We start from the raw sequence: 12,510 nt of genomic DNA, 5'->3' as shown, positions 1-12,510 counted from the left end.
TCTTCCCGAGCGGCATGTTAGAAAGGATGACACGGTCGCGTCCGATGTTCCTCGATCTGCGGCATGTGGTGCGTTCCGCTTTCGGGAGGATACCCAGTGCGCTTCATCGCGACGCTTCTTGCCTGCCTTTGTCTTGCCGGTGCCAGTCAGGCGCAAACGCTGGTCAAGCCCGGCGAGGTCGATCAGATTGTCGACATCGCCCGCGGCTTCGGGTCCGGAACATTGGAAAAGGACGAGACCGAATATGTCCGGGGGCGCATCGATGGCACGCTCTACGTGATCTTCTTCAACGACTGCAATTCCGACAGAAGCGAGTGCCAGAGCCTTCAGTTCTACGCCTCCTGGGACGGCGTCCCCGTCGATCAGGCCGCCATCAACGGCTGGAACCGGGACAAGCGCTTTGCCAAGGCTTATGTCGACGCCGAGAACGATCCGGTGCTGGAGATGGACGTCAATCTGCGCCACGGAGTTACCCGCGGCAATCTCGAGGATACGTTCGACTGGTGGCGTCTGTCCCTGAGAGAGTTCAAGTCGGGCGTCCTCAAGCTTTAGGGCCATTCGCGACTTCCGGTGGCCAGCCGTGGGGTTGGGATCTGTGCTCGGTCGGGACTCTTGCCGTTCATGCCGGGACCTGCGAGCCTCGCGCCATCTCCACGCATCCCCTTGGACAGATCGCCATGAGAGACGCAGCCGGCGCTCCGTCGGGTCAAGCCGCTTTGCCGCGCGTCCGCGTAGGCCTGCCGGCATGAGCGCGGTGCCCGACTCGTCGGTGACGGACAAGGTGGCCCCACGCCGCATGCAGCGCTCGGAAGGGGCGGCGTCGGCGCAGTTCCGCGTCGTCGAAGGCCGAACCCGTCTGCAGCGGCTGCACCAGTCCGGCTGCCTCAAGCTGCGGTTCCCGCGGTTGCCGCGTCAGCAGGCCGAGGCGATCCTGATCAACAGCTCGGGCGGCCTGACCGGCGGCGACCGGCTGGCGCAGGATTTCACCGTTGCGGCCGGGGCCGATCTCACCGTCACCACCCAGGCCTGCGAACGCATCTACCGCGCTTCGGGCGGCGACACCGCCCATGTGACGACGCGCACGACGCTGGAAGCGGGCGCAAGGCTGGTCTGCCTGCCGCAGGAGACAATCCTCTTCGACGGCGGCCGGGTGCGCCGCACGCTCGAGGTCGAGGCTGCGCCGGATGCGCGGTTCCTCCTGTGCGAATCGCTGATCCTAGGCCGCGAGCTCATGGGCGAGAGCGTGACCACCGGCCATTTCCACGATCGTTGGCGGGTGCGGCTGGGCGGACGGCTGGTCTTTGCCGACGACCTTCAGCTGTCCGGCGACATCGCCGCGGCGATGGCAGAGCCCGCCTCGCTCGGCCCGAACCGCGCGCTGGCGACATTGGTAGCCCATCTGCCCGACGCCGAAGCGCGCCTCGACGGTCTGCGCGGCGCGATCGGCGAAGACGGCGGCGCCAGTCTGGTTGGTGGTGTTCTCGTCGCCCGCATCCGGGCCGCGTCCGGCTTTCACCTGCGCCAGCGGCTGGTGCCGGTGCTTTCGGGTCTGGCGGACGGGCCGTTGCCGCTTGTATGGTCGCTATGACGCATCTGCGAAGGAACCCGGCATGCAACTGACCCCGCGCGAAAAGGACAAGCTGCTCGTCTCGATGGCCGCCATGGTGGCGCGCCGCCGACTGGAACGTGGCGTGAAGCTGAACCATCCCGAGGCGATCGCGCTGATCACCGATTATGTCGTGGAGGGCGCGCGCGACGGCCGCAGCGTCGCCGACCTGATGGAGGCCGGCGCCCATGTGATCACGCGCGACCAGGTGATGGAGGGGATTGCCGAGATGATCCACGACGTCCAGGTCGAGGCGACGTTTCCCGACGGCACGAAGCTGGTGACGGTGCACGAACCGATCCGCTGATCCGGGGTGCTCTGCGACCTGGGACGCCTGCGCTGCAGGCGCGCCCGACGTGCCGCTACCGGCGTTCCGTGGCCGGCACTTCAACCAGCGTGTCTGCCTTCGCTGCGGGTTCAAGCGAGGACACAGTCATGTCCGGCTCGTCGGCTGCGACAGTGACGGGCGCATCTCCGACGAATCGGAACCCCTGTTCGATGACGGAATAATAGGCGGGACCGGTGAGGGGACCGATGGTGACAGTGCGGACCATCAGGGGCTGCGCCGGTCCCACGGGACCGAGGAGCAGACCGAGAAACGCCGCGATCAGAAGCGACCTCAGCATGTGAACTCCAACCTGTTGTGCGGCTGCGTGGTCCGATCGTTCGATGCCGGACCTTTGATTTCTTCCGCAACGTCATTATGCGACGTTTCGTTCCGCGCACCAGCTCTTTTTCCCGAAAGCCGTTAACGCGGAGCCGAGACATAACCCGCGAAAGTTTCACGAGTTCTTGCCGGCGCAACCATCGTTATCGACAGGCTTTCCGAAATCCTACAGGCCATCCCGCCGCTGTTCGCATCCGCGAGATCCTTGCCAGAAAGCCTTTGACACCGGGGCGGCCGGCTTCCATGATCGCGCCCGAACCCGCCGCGCCGGGCGCCCCTCCGGGGCGGTGCCGGAGGCGGGCTGGACGTGACCCATATCGGGGCGCCCGTCGACCAATCTGAGGGACATCCGCATGCTCACACGCTTCGCCATTGCCGCCGCAACCCTGGCCGCCGCAACAGTGCCCGCCTTCGCTCATCTCGATCCGGTGGCGCATGGTTCGCTGGCCGCCGGCGCCTCGCATCCGCTGCTCGGCTGGGACCACGTCCTGGTGATGGTGGCCGTCGGCCTGTGGGCCGCCACGCTCGGTGGTCGTGCGCGCCTCGCCGTTCCTGTCGCCTTCGTCGCCGCGATGGGCGCCGGCTTCGTGCTGGCCCTGAACGGCCTGTCGCTGCCCTTCGTCGAGCCGGTGGTCATGGCGTCGGTCGTCGCCCTCGGCCTTCTGGTCGCTGCCGCGGCTCGCCTGCCGGTTCCGGCCGCGGCCGCAGCAGTCGGCGCCTTCGCCCTGTTCCATGGCTCGGCCCACGGCGCCGAGCTAGGCTCGGCCGGCGCTCTCTCCTTCGGCCTCGGTTTCGTGGTGGCCACGGCCGCGCTGCATGGCGTTGGCCTGGCTCTCGGCCATTCGCTGACCGCCGGCCGCCAGCCGCTGATCGTCCGCGCGCTCGGCGCGGCCTCGGCGCTTGCCGGCCTCTACATGATCGCTGCCTGAGCCACGTGACGCATCCGGGCCCTGGCCCGCAGACGACAGGGCTCGCCCGGAAACGGGCGGGCCTGAGAGAAGAGCAGCGGCGTGCCTGAGTTCATCCGGGCGCCGCAGCCGGTCGGCGAATACGACCTGATGGCGATCGGCCCCGTGCTGCTGGTGGTTCTGGCGATCATCGCCATTCGCAAGCTCTGGAGGAATGGTTCATGATTCCCGGCGAAATCCTCACCCCCGACGGCGATATCGTCCTCAATGACGGCGCCGAGCCGATCACCCTGATGGTCGGCAATACGGGCGACCGGCCGGTCCAGGTCGGCAGCCACTTCCATTTCGCCGAAACCAATCCCGCACTCACCTTCGATCGCGACGCCGCGCGCGGTATGCGGCTGGATCTGGCCGCCGGCACCGCCGTGCGCTTCGAGCCCGGCCAGTCCCGCGAGGTCACGCTGGTGCCGCTCGGCGGCGCGCGCAAGGTCTATGGCTTCAACGGCAAGGTGATGGGCGCGCTCTGAACGACGCGGCGCCGGCGCCGCTGAGGCGCCACCCCTGATTCCCGGCCGTGAGGACGATGGCTGCAAGCCTTGCCAGATGGCGCAGGCGCGGCTTGGTGCGGTCTGGAGAAAGGGGACGGGCGAATGTGCGACCATTGCGTGATCGACAGCGTGAAGAGCCGGATGCTGAGCCGGCGCGGGCTCTTGGGCGGCGGGCTTGCCGCGGCCGCGGCGGGGATCGCGAGCCCGGCCTTTGCGCAGGACGCCGCCAAGCCGGCGGTCGCCCCCTCGATGCCGGCGAAGGCCATCGCCGACCTGACCCATGAACTCTATCCGGAGTTCCCGACCTTCTTCGGCGACCAGCAATTCTTCATGGAGCAGAAATTCTCCTACGCCGAGCACAAGTTCAATCTGTTCGAGCTGCGGGTGAACGAGCACACCGGCACCCATGTCGACGCGCCGCTGCATTTTTCCGCCGACGGCCAGTCGGTGGCGGAGATCCCCGTCGACAAGCTGATGGCGCCGCTGGTCGTGGTCGACATCCGGGAGAAGGCGGAGAAGAATGCGGACGCGCAGGTCACGCCTGACGATCTGAAGGCCTGGATCGCGGCGCATGGCGACATGCCGGAGAAGTGCTGCGTGGCGATGAATTCCGGCTGGGCCCGGCATCTGGACACCGACAAGTTCCGCAATGCCGACCAGGACGGCACCATGCATTTCCCCGGCTTCCATGTGGAAGCGGTGCAGATGCTCCTGGAGGGTTCGGCGGTCGGCATCGCCGTCGACACGCTGTCGCTCGACTTCGGCATGTCGCCGGACTTCGCCGTGCATTACGCCTGGTTGCCGGAAGGCCGCTGGGGGTTGGAGTGCATCGCCGGGCTCGACGACATGCCGGCAACAGGGGCGACGCTGATCGTCGGCGCGCCGAAGCATCGGGGCGGCTCGGGCGGCCCGGCCCGCGTCTTCGCACTCACCTGAGGGGACAGGCCATGGCAACGGCACCGCTGGTTTCGGATGCACAGGCCAGCCCCGAGGTGCGCGCCGTCTTCGACGACATCCGCGCGACCCGCGGCTCGGACTTCGTCAACAATTTCTGGCGCGTGCTGGCCGCCGATCCGGGGACTCTGAAGCGGACATGGGAGGAGGTGAAGGCGGTGATGGGCGCGCCGGGCGCGCTCGATCCGCTGACCCGCGAGATGCTCTACATCGCCGTTTCGACCACCAATGGCTGCAGCTATTGCGTCCATTCCCACACGGCCGCGGCGCGGGCGAAGGGGATGACCAATGCGCAATATGGTGAACTGCTGGCCGTCGTCGGCCTTGCCGCCAGGACCAACCAGCTGGCGCAGGCGTTGCAGGTGCCCGTGGACGACGCCTTCGAGGTCTGACCGCCGGCTCAGGAGACGAGGCGTGGCTCAGTCGCCATTGGCCTTGGGAATGGCGCTCGGAGCGCTCGACAGGCCGCGGCGAATGGAGCCCAGATCGACGGCGACGGTCGGCTTGGTGATCCGGTAGGCCCGGTCGGGGCCTGCGCCGGGCGTGCCGATCGTGTCGCTGGTGCCGAAGCTGGTCACCGACGAGGTGCCGGCGCCTGCCTCGGAGCGTGCCAGCCCTTCGGCATTGAGGCTGTTGATCGTGGACGAACCCTCGCTCGCCAGCCCCTCGGTGGTGTCGGCGCCGAGGCCGGTGCTGCCCGAACTTGCGCCCGGTGCGATCGGGTCGGTCAGGGTGGGGGATGCGCCGGTATCCGACAGGCTCGACCCCGATCCGACGCCGCTCGTGCTGCCGATGCCGCCGGCGCCGGAGCCGGAGCCGGTGACGACACCGCTGCCCGACGATCCACCGATGCCGGACGATCCGCCGGCACCCGAAGACCCGCCGACGCCGCCGGAGAGCTGGGCCAGTGCGGGGCCTGCCGCGAGAATCGTCGCGATTGCGATCAGGGAGGGGAGGGTTCTGCGCATGGCCTTTGCCTTCCGAAATCACGGCGCGGGACGGTGAGCGGCCCGGTGCCTCTGATCAGCAACTCCGCGCGCCTCCGACCGGTTCCAGATCGCGGACAGCGCCGTGCAGCCTACCGCCGGATGATGGCGCGGTGGGGGCCTGCCGAACTGCCGCGGGTCACCTCGCTGCGGCCGGCGGCATTGGGGCCCTGCCGCGCGAAGCTGCCGGCATTGGTGCCGTTGAGGTCCGGCCGCCCCTCGACCGCGCGTTCCGCCGTGCTTGGCTGAGGGGCGCGGCTTCGGGGCACCTTCGGCTTCAGATAGCTGTCGTCGAAATTCTTTCCGTAGGCCCGCTCGGTGACCGTGTCGCCGAAGACGTCGGCGCCGCGGATGCGGGGGCCGGCCGTCACCGCCGGCGAACCGCCGATGCGCATGCCCGACGCCGACGAGCCCGGCACGTCGCCCATCGGCCCCGGATCGTAGGCCTGGGCGAGGGCGGCGCCGGGCAGAAGCAGCGCGGCAAGGAGGGCGAAGCGGATCATCTGGGCTCCTGTATCGGGGGCGTGCGGGCACGCCGGCATGCGCGCCGCTGCGGCCGAATTGCCGCCAGTCTCGCGCCGATCGTCAAAACCGGGAAGACAAGCTTTCGCGACCGACCTATGGTCGCTGATGGTGCGCCGCAACGAGAGCGGCCGCATCAACGAATTCGACCCGTCTGGAGATCGCCCATGCCCGCCCGGATCGCTCGCTCATCCTATGCCGCCATGTTCGGCCCGACGACCGGCGACAAGGTGCGCCTCGCCGACACCGAACTGTTCATCGAGGTGGAAAAGGACTTCACCACCTATGGCGAGGAGGTGAAGTTCGGCGGCGGCAAGGTGATCCGCGACGGCATGGGCCAGTCCCAGCATTCGCGGGCTGAGGGCGCGGTCGACACGGTGATCACCAACGCGCTGGTTCTCGATCATACCGGCATTTACAAGGCCGATATCGGCCTGCGCGACGGTCGCATCTGCGCCATCGGCAAGGCCGGCAATCCCGATACCCAGGGCGGCGTCGACATCATCATCGGCCCCGGCACCGAGGCGATCGCCGCCGAGGGCAAGATCGTCACCGCCGGCGGCTTCGACAGCCACATCCACTTCATCTGTCCGCAGCAGATCGAGGAGGCGCTGTTTTCGGGCGTCACCACCATGATGGGCGGCGGCACGGGGCCGGCGCATGGCACGCTGGCGACGACCTGCACCCCCGGCCCCTGGCATCTGGCGCGCATGCTGCAGGCGACGGACGCGATGCCGATGAATATCGGCTTCTCCGGCAAGGGCAACGCCTCGCTGCCGGCCGCGCTGGAGGAGATGGTGCGGGGCGGCGCCTGCGCCCTGAAGCTGCACGAGGACTGGGGCACGACGCCCGCCGCCATCGACTGCTGCCTGTCGGTGGCCGACGATCACGACGTGCAGGTGATGATCCACACCGACACGCTGAACGAGAGCGGCTTCGTCGAGAACACCGTCGACGCCTTCAAGGGCCGCACCATCCACGCCTTCCATACCGAGGGCGCCGGCGGCGGCCACGCGCCGGACATCATCAAGGTGTGCGGCCTGCCCAACGTGATCCCGTCCTCGACCAATCCGACGCGGCCCTACACCACCAACACGCTGGAAGAGCATCTCGACATGCTGATGGTCTGCCACCATCTCGACGCGTCGATTCCCGAAGACATCGCCTTCGCCGAAAGCCGCATCCGCAAGGAAACCATCGCGGCGGAGGACATCCTCCACGATCTCGGCGCCTTCTCGATCATCGCCTCCGATTCCCAGGCCATGGGCCGGGTCGGCGAAGTGATTATCCGCACCTGGCAGACCGCCGACAAGATGAAGCGGCAGCGCGGGCGGCTGGCCGGCGAAACCGGTGACAACGACAATCTGCGCGCCCGCCGCTATGTCGCGAAATACACGATCAACCCGGCCATCGCGCAGGGCATGTCGAAGGAGATCGGCTCGATCGAGGTCGGCAAGCGCGCCGACCTCGTGCTGTGGGATCCGGCCTTCTTCGGCGTCAAGCCGATGATGGTGCTGATCGGCGGCACCATCGTGGCGGCCCCGATGGGCGACCCCAACGCCTCGATCCCGACGCCGCAGCCGGTCCATTACCGGCCGATGTTCGGCGCCTTCGGCAAGGCCGTCAGCAATTCCGCCATCTCCTTCGTCTCCGGCGCCGCGATGGCCGACGGGCTGCGTGAAAAGATCGGCTGCGAGAAGGCATTCTTGGCGGTGGAGAATACCCGCGGCGGCATCTCCAAGGCATCAATGCGCCTCAACGATGCGACACCCCATATCGAGGTCGATCCGGAGACCTACGAGGTGCGCGCCGACGGTGAATTGCTGACCTGCGAGCCCGCCTCGGTGCTGCCGATGGCGCAGCGCTACTTCCTGTTCTAGGCTTTCCCGAAGGATCGCAGCGGCCCGAAGGACGATCGGACCCCGCCGCGGCCACTGGGGAGGAGCCATGATGCACCGTAATGACGTTTCGATCGCCGCACGGGGCAGGGCGCTTGCCCTTGGCCTGGCGCTGGCCGCCATTGGCGCCGTCCCTGCGCTCGCGCAGGACGGAGAGCCGCTGACCCTCGATCTGGAGGGACCGGCCGAGCGCACCACCGTCACCTATCTCTGCCGGGACACGGCCGAGGCCGAACCGGTGGAAATGGCGGTCGAATACATCAATTTGCCGTCCAACTCGCTTGCCATCCTGCCGGTGGACGGCCGCCAGACATTGTTCGTCGATGTGATGTCCGGCTCAGGCGCGAAATACGCGGCCGGCGCGATGGTCTGGTGGACCAAGGGACGACGCGGCGACCTTTACAGCGAGATGCGCAGCGACCCGAGCCAGACGACGGTCTGCGAAGTCCGCCGCTGATCGGGACGGGGGCTCAGCCGCCGGCCAGCGCCGCGGCACTGGCGTGCAGGGCCGGGCGGTAGCCGGCCGCGATTGCCGCGGCGCTCGGCAGCGGCGTTGCCACGGTGACCGGCCCGTCCGGCATTTCCCGCATGGCATCGTAGCCCGCGGGCGTCCAGCGCAGGAGGCGATTGTTGAGGACGACCCAGGCACGCTCTTCGACGATGACGAAGACGCCGTCGGGCAGTTCGCCTCCGACGCGCTCCGCCCGGCGTTGATGGCGTGTGCCCGTAACGATGCGCGAGGCATGCAGGAGGTCGTCGATCTCGTGGCTCGACGGGGCGTTCTCCAACCCGTTGCCCTCGGCGAAGGCGGAACGGTAGGCGAGGGCGGCCGCGCGGCGGCATTCCCAGCAGGGCCGGTGGCCGGCGGCAAGCGCCGTCGCCTCATCGAGGAAGAACAGTTCGGTGTAGCGGCCCGGCGCCATGATCTCGCGCTTGCGGCTTTTGAACGCCAGCGTGCAGACGATCCACGCCTTGTGCTTCCAGCGGCTGACGCCGAGGCGGCGCATGCCGTCATGCAGAATACCGCGATTGCCCATGAAATCGCCCCTGGCCGGGTCGACGACGATCTCGCCCAGCGGGGTGACGCGGTTCTGCAGAGCCATGCTGCGTTCCCTTGCCCATCTGCCGACGCATTCCGCGCCATGGTTCTCCCGGCCGAAGGGCTGGTCCGGAGCCACGGGGCACCGTATCGTCGCGGCACGCACAGTGAAACGGGCATGGCCCTTCAGAAAGAGACAGCGGGATGATCGTCGGCGATACCATCAAGCGGGCTGGAGAGTGGACCACGGCGGCGGACACGATCACGCTGGACGAATCGGCGCGCCATCGCCGGCGCATGGCGATGGTCAGCGACGATGGTATCGCTTTCCTGCTCGACCTGCCGGAGGCGCTGCTGCTGGTCGAGGGCGACGCCATCCTTCTGGACGATGGCCGGCTGATCGCGGTAAAGGCCAAGCCCGAGGAGCTCTACGAGATCCGCGGCCGCGATGCTCGCCATCTGCTCGTGCTGGCCTGGCAGATCGGCAACCGGCATCTGGCGGCGCAACTGCTGGACGACCGGATCCTGATCCGCCGCGACGCCGTGGTGCGCACCATGCTGGAGGGGCTGGGCGCCGAGATCACCGAGACCGAGGCGGCCTTCGATCCCGAAGGCGGTGCCTACGAGCCGTCGGGCCATCACCATCCGGTCGAGACGGTCCCTCTTTGAGCCGGCTGGCTGACTCGGTGCCGGTAGCGGCGGCGGCATCGGTCGCCACCCCGCATCTGGCCGAACTCCTGACCCTGTTCTCGCCGGCCTTCCCGATCGGCGCCTTCGCCTGGTCGCACGGGCTGGAAACGGCGGTGGCCGAGCGCGTCCTGACGGACGGGGCATCGGTAGAGGCCTGGGTGCGGGTGCTGCTCGATCGCGGCAGCGGCTGGAACGACGCCGTGCTGCTGGTCGAGGCCTACGCCGCGCATCAGGCAGGCGACGCGGCCCGATTCGCGGCCGTCGCGGAGCTCGCCGAGGCGCTGGCCGGCAGTGCCGAACGCCGCGCCGAGACGCTGGCGCTAGGCGCCGCCTTCGCCGAAGCATCGCAGCCATGGGCGGGAACCGGCGAAGCGGAGCGTAGGGAAGGCGCCGACGCCGTCGCCTATCCGGTCGCGGTCGGGCGGCTCGCCGCCGAAGCCGGCTTCGGGCTGGACGAGACGCTGCTGGCCTTCGTGCACGGCTTTGCCGCGTCGCTGGTGTCGGCGGCGGTGCGGCTGGTGCCGCTGGCCCAGAGCGAGGCGGTGCGGATCCTGCGGCGGCTGGAGCCCGACATTCGAGCCCTGACCGAGCGGGCGGGCCGCTCGACTCTGGACGATCTCGGCTCGGCGGCGCTAGGGTCGGACATTGCCGCACTGCGGCACGAAACCCTTCCCACGAGGCTCTTCCGCTCATGATGTCCAAGAACGGTCCCCTGCGCGTCGGCATCGGCGGCCCCGTCGGCTCGGGCAAGACGACCCTGGTCGAAAAGCTCTGCAAGGCCGCGCGCGACAGCTGGTCGATCGGCGTCGTCACCAACGACATCTACACCCGCGAGGACGCCGAGGCGCTGGTCCGGCTGCAGGCATTGCCCTCCGACCGGATCATCGGCGTCGAGACCGGCGGCTGCCCCCACACGGCGATCCGTGAGGATGCCTCGATCAACATCGCGGCGATCCGCGATCTCAACGCACGCCATCCCGGCCTCGACCTGGTGCTGGTGGAATCGGGCGGCGACAATCTGGCGGCGACCTTCTCGCCGGACCTCGTGGATCTGTCGATCTACGTCATCTCCGTCTGCCAGGGCGACGATATTCCGCGAAAGGGCGGGCCGGCGATCACCCGCTCGGACCTGCTGGTGATCAACAAGACCGATCTCGCCCCCCATGTTGGGGCCGATCTGGAGCGGATGCGCGGCGATGCCGCGAAGGGCCGCGGCGACGGGCCGACGATCTTTGCCGATCTGTCGCGCGCCAAGGGGATCGGCGACATCCTTGCCTTCCTGTCCGAACGCGGCGGGATGAGAGCGGTGGAGAGCGCCGCGTGACACGGCTCTGGCTGAAGACGCCGCTGGCGATCCTCGCGGAGGGGGCCGACGGCGGCATCGTCGTGGAGGACGGCCGTATCGTCGAACTGGTGCCGTCGGGAGGTGAGCCCCAGGCGCCGGTGGACGAGACTTTCGACGCCGCGCGCCACGTGGTGTTGCCGGGTCTCGTCAACACCCATCATCATTTCTACCAGACGCTGACGCGGGCCCATCCGCAGGCGATCGACAAGGAGCTGTTTCCCTGGCTCGAGAGCCTCTACCCGATCTGGGCGCGGCTCGATCCGGACAGTTTTCGCCTGTCGGTGCGGCTGGCCCTGACCGAACTGCTGATGTCCGGCTGCACCACGGCGGCCGACCACCACTATCTGTTTCCCAAGGGGCTCGAGGACGCCATCGACATCGAGGCCGAGGAGGCGGCGGCACTCGGCATTCGGGTGACACTGACCCGCGGCTCGATGAATCTCAGCCAGAAGGATGGCGGCCTGCCGCCGGATTCGGTGGTGCAGGACGAGGACGAGATCCTGGCCGACAGCGAGCGGCTGATCGGCCGCTGGCATGACCGCTCCGACGGCGCGATGACGCAGATCGCGCTGGCGCCGTGCTCGCCCTTCTCGGTGACGAAGAGCCTGATGATGGCGAGTGCGGAGCTTGCCGAGAGGCACGATTGCCGGCTGCACACCCATCTCGGCGAGACCGAGGACGAGAACCGCTTCTGCGTCGAGAGTTTCGGCTGCCGCCCGGTCGACTATCTGGAGGACGTTGGCTGGCTCGGGCCGCGCACCTGGCTGGCCCACGGCATTCACTTCACCACCGACGAGTGCCGCCGGCTTGGCGCCCACAAGGTCGGCGTCTGCCACTGCCCGGCGTCGAATGCGGTGCTCGCCTCCGGCTTCTGCCCGGTGAACGAACTGCGCGCAGCGGGCTCGCCCGTCGGCCTCGGCGTCGACGGCTCGGCGTCGAACGACGCTTCGAACCTCATCGAGGCGGCGCGCCATGCGCTGATGGTGGGGCGGCTGAACTATCGCTCCGCCGAGGCGGTCACCGCCCGCGACGTGCTGGCCATGGGCACCGAGGGCTCGGCCGCCTGTCTCGGCCGGACGGATATCGGCCGCATTGCGGTCGGCATGCAGGCCGATCTCGCCCTGTTCACGCTGGACGAGTTGCGCTTCTCGGGCGCCCACGATCCGATCGCCGCGCTCGTCCTGTGCGGCGCGACCCGCGCGGACCGTGTGATGGTGAAGGGCCAGTGGCGGGTCGAGGACGGCATGCCGGTCGGCATCGACATCGCCCGGCTGCGGGCCGCGCACGGCGCAGCGGCCCTGCGCTTTGCCTGAGCTTTCCGGGGCCGTCAGTCGGCCCGGACGCAGG

At 68.6% G+C, this 12,510-nt stretch carries 18 protein-coding genes; 14 read left to right on the top strand and 4 right to left on the bottom strand.

Annotation, left to right across the window (positions count from 1 at the left end):
* The first annotated feature begins 96 nt into the window (after positions 1-96).
* The 3 genes from SI859A1_RS16600 to SI859A1_RS16590 all read left to right on the top strand — a co-directional run bounded on the left by SI859A1_RS16600 (position 97) and on the right by SI859A1_RS16590 (position 1,913).
* Positions 97-552 carry a YbjN domain-containing protein gene (locus tag SI859A1_RS16600; RefSeq protein WP_050767567.1) on the top strand — a complete coding sequence of 152 codons (456 nt, stop codon included), beginning with the start codon at positions 97-99 and terminating at the stop codon, positions 550-552.
* A 193-nt stretch (positions 553-745) separates the two neighbouring features.
* Positions 746-1,588, top strand: a complete 843-nt coding sequence (locus SI859A1_RS16595) for an urease accessory protein UreD (RefSeq protein WP_050767566.1) — start codon at positions 746-748, stop codon at positions 1,586-1,588.
* A 22-nt stretch (positions 1,589-1,610) separates the two neighbouring features.
* A complete protein-coding gene (locus SI859A1_RS16590) occupies positions 1,611-1,913 on the top strand; it encodes an urease subunit gamma (protein ID WP_009210852.1) in 303 nt (100 codons plus the stop codon).
* 55 nt (positions 1,914-1,968) lie between these two features.
* Here SI859A1_RS16590 and SI859A1_RS16585 read toward each other — a convergent pair whose 3' ends face one another.
* Positions 1,969-2,232 carry a hypothetical protein gene (locus tag SI859A1_RS16585; protein WP_040325934.1) on the bottom strand — a complete coding sequence of 88 codons (264 nt, stop codon included), beginning with the start codon at positions 2,230-2,232 and terminating at the stop codon, positions 1,969-1,971.
* A gap of 394 nt (positions 2,233-2,626) precedes the next feature.
* Between SI859A1_RS16585 and SI859A1_RS16580 the strand changes: the two genes are divergently transcribed.
* The 5 genes from SI859A1_RS16580 (at position 2,627) to SI859A1_RS16565 (ending at position 5,075) form a co-directional block, all read left to right on the top strand.
* Complete coding sequence (locus SI859A1_RS16580) at positions 2,627-3,202, top strand: HupE/UreJ family protein (RefSeq protein WP_009210851.1); 576 nt, start codon at positions 2,627-2,629, stop codon at positions 3,200-3,202.
* Positions 3,203-3,283: 81 nt separating this feature from the next.
* The gene (locus SI859A1_RS22335; RefSeq protein ID WP_266102048.1) at positions 3,284-3,406 is read left to right on the top strand and encodes a hypothetical protein; all 123 of its coding nucleotides are present in this window, start codon (positions 3,284-3,286) and stop codon (positions 3,404-3,406) included.
* Positions 3,403-3,708 (top strand): urease subunit beta, encoded by a 306-nt coding sequence (locus tag SI859A1_RS16575; RefSeq protein WP_009210850.1) that lies wholly within the window; start codon positions 3,403-3,405, stop codon positions 3,706-3,708. The genes SI859A1_RS22335 and SI859A1_RS16575 overlap by 4 nt, the downstream gene beginning before the upstream one ends.
* Before the next feature lie 123 nt (positions 3,709-3,831).
* Complete coding sequence (locus SI859A1_RS16570) at positions 3,832-4,665, top strand: cyclase family protein (protein ID WP_009210849.1); 834 nt, start codon at positions 3,832-3,834, stop codon at positions 4,663-4,665.
* Positions 4,666-4,676: 11 nt separating this feature from the next.
* Positions 4,677-5,075, top strand: a complete 399-nt coding sequence (locus SI859A1_RS16565) for a carboxymuconolactone decarboxylase family protein (protein WP_009210848.1) — start codon at positions 4,677-4,679, stop codon at positions 5,073-5,075.
* Between the two features lie 27 nt (positions 5,076-5,102).
* Here the strand turns inward: SI859A1_RS16565 and SI859A1_RS16560 are convergent, their stop codons facing one another.
* Together SI859A1_RS16560 and SI859A1_RS16555 are read right to left on the bottom strand one after the other, a co-directional pair.
* A complete protein-coding gene (locus SI859A1_RS16560) occupies positions 5,103-5,651 on the bottom strand; it encodes a hypothetical protein (RefSeq protein WP_040325933.1) in 549 nt (182 codons plus the stop codon).
* 110 nt (positions 5,652-5,761) lie between these two features.
* Positions 5,762-6,172, bottom strand: a complete 411-nt coding sequence (locus SI859A1_RS16555; protein ID WP_040325932.1) for a hypothetical protein — start codon at positions 6,170-6,172, stop codon at positions 5,762-5,764.
* A 186-nt stretch (positions 6,173-6,358) separates the two neighbouring features.
* Here SI859A1_RS16555 and ureC point away from each other — a divergent pair, with 186 nt between their 5' ends.
* On the top strand, positions 6,359-8,071 hold the full coding sequence (gene ureC / locus SI859A1_RS16550; RefSeq protein WP_009210846.1) for an urease subunit alpha: 1,713 nt from the start codon (positions 6,359-6,361) through the stop codon (positions 8,069-8,071).
* Between the two features lie 67 nt (positions 8,072-8,138).
* Positions 8,139-8,546, top strand: a complete 408-nt coding sequence (locus tag SI859A1_RS16545; protein ID WP_009210845.1) for an MliC family protein — start codon at positions 8,139-8,141, stop codon at positions 8,544-8,546.
* Positions 8,547-8,559: 13 nt separating this feature from the next.
* Here the strand turns inward: SI859A1_RS16545 and SI859A1_RS16540 are convergent, their stop codons facing one another.
* Complete coding sequence (locus tag SI859A1_RS16540) at positions 8,560-9,192, bottom strand: hypothetical protein (protein ID WP_040325931.1); 633 nt, start codon at positions 9,190-9,192, stop codon at positions 8,560-8,562.
* 140 nt (positions 9,193-9,332) lie between these two features.
* Here SI859A1_RS16540 and SI859A1_RS16535 point away from each other — a divergent pair, with 140 nt between their 5' ends.
* From SI859A1_RS16535 to SI859A1_RS16520, 4 genes are read left to right on the top strand one after another with little or no spacing between them, the layout of a single operon-like run.
* Positions 9,333-9,797, top strand: coding sequence for an urease accessory protein UreE (locus tag SI859A1_RS16535; RefSeq protein WP_009210843.1), 465 nt, complete (start codon positions 9,333-9,335; stop codon positions 9,795-9,797).
* Positions 9,794-10,513: an urease accessory protein UreF gene (locus tag SI859A1_RS16530; RefSeq protein WP_009210842.1), complete on the top strand. Its 720-nt coding sequence runs from the start codon at positions 9,794-9,796 to the stop codon at positions 10,511-10,513. Before SI859A1_RS16535 ends, SI859A1_RS16530 begins: the two co-directional genes overlap by 4 nt.
* Positions 10,510-11,142 carry an urease accessory protein UreG gene (ureG, locus tag SI859A1_RS16525; protein WP_040325930.1) on the top strand — a complete coding sequence of 211 codons (633 nt, stop codon included), beginning with the start codon at positions 10,510-10,512 and terminating at the stop codon, positions 11,140-11,142. Before SI859A1_RS16530 ends, ureG begins: the two co-directional genes overlap by 4 nt.
* Positions 11,139-12,476, top strand: a complete 1,338-nt coding sequence (locus tag SI859A1_RS16520; protein ID WP_009210840.1) for an 8-oxoguanine deaminase — start codon at positions 11,139-11,141, stop codon at positions 12,474-12,476. The genes ureG and SI859A1_RS16520 overlap by 4 nt, the downstream gene beginning before the upstream one ends.
* Positions 12,477-12,510: the final 34 nt, after the last annotated feature.

The sequence above is a fragment of the Aurantimonas manganoxydans SI85-9A1 genome (assembly GCF_000153465.1).
In the GTDB taxonomy this organism is placed as follows: domain Bacteria; phylum Pseudomonadota; class Alphaproteobacteria; order Rhizobiales; family Rhizobiaceae; genus Aurantimonas; species Aurantimonas manganoxydans.
The sequence above is the reverse complement of the archived record's forward strand: the minus strand, read 5'-3'. Positions and strand labels throughout refer to the sequence as shown.

Excerpts from the sequence above, each read along its gene's own strand:
- SI859A1_RS16595 (WP_050767566.1), top strand. The coding sequence starts at position 746 with ATGAGCGCGGTGCCCGACTCGTCGGTGACGGACAAGGTGGCCCCACGC.
- SI859A1_RS16590 (WP_009210852.1), top strand. The coding sequence starts at position 1,611 with ATGCAACTGACCCCGCGCGAAAAGGACAAGCTGCTCGTCTCGATGGCC.
- SI859A1_RS16585 (WP_040325934.1), bottom strand. The coding sequence starts at position 2,232 with ATGCTGAGGTCGCTTCTGATCGCGGCGTTTCTCGGTCTGCTCCTCGGT.
- SI859A1_RS16580 (WP_009210851.1), top strand. The coding sequence starts at position 2,627 with ATGCTCACACGCTTCGCCATTGCCGCCGCAACCCTGGCCGCCGCAACA.
- SI859A1_RS16575 (WP_009210850.1), top strand. The coding sequence starts at position 3,403 with ATGATTCCCGGCGAAATCCTCACCCCCGACGGCGATATCGTCCTCAAT.
- SI859A1_RS16570 (WP_009210849.1), top strand. The coding sequence starts at position 3,832 with ATGTGCGACCATTGCGTGATCGACAGCGTGAAGAGCCGGATGCTGAGC.
- SI859A1_RS16565 (WP_009210848.1), top strand. The coding sequence starts at position 4,677 with ATGGCAACGGCACCGCTGGTTTCGGATGCACAGGCCAGCCCCGAGGTG.
- SI859A1_RS16560 (WP_040325933.1), bottom strand. The coding sequence starts at position 5,651 with ATGCGCAGAACCCTCCCCTCCCTGATCGCAATCGCGACGATTCTCGCG.
- SI859A1_RS16555 (WP_040325932.1), bottom strand. The coding sequence starts at position 6,172 with ATGATCCGCTTCGCCCTCCTTGCCGCGCTGCTTCTGCCCGGCGCCGCC.
- ureC (WP_009210846.1), top strand. The coding sequence starts at position 6,359 with ATGCCCGCCCGGATCGCTCGCTCATCCTATGCCGCCATGTTCGGCCCG.
- SI859A1_RS16545 (WP_009210845.1), top strand. The coding sequence starts at position 8,139 with ATGATGCACCGTAATGACGTTTCGATCGCCGCACGGGGCAGGGCGCTT.
- SI859A1_RS16540 (WP_040325931.1), bottom strand. The coding sequence starts at position 9,192 with ATGGCTCTGCAGAACCGCGTCACCCCGCTGGGCGAGATCGTCGTCGAC.
- SI859A1_RS16535 (WP_009210843.1), top strand. The coding sequence starts at position 9,333 with ATGATCGTCGGCGATACCATCAAGCGGGCTGGAGAGTGGACCACGGCG.
- ureG (WP_040325930.1), top strand. The coding sequence starts at position 10,510 with ATGATGTCCAAGAACGGTCCCCTGCGCGTCGGCATCGGCGGCCCCGTC.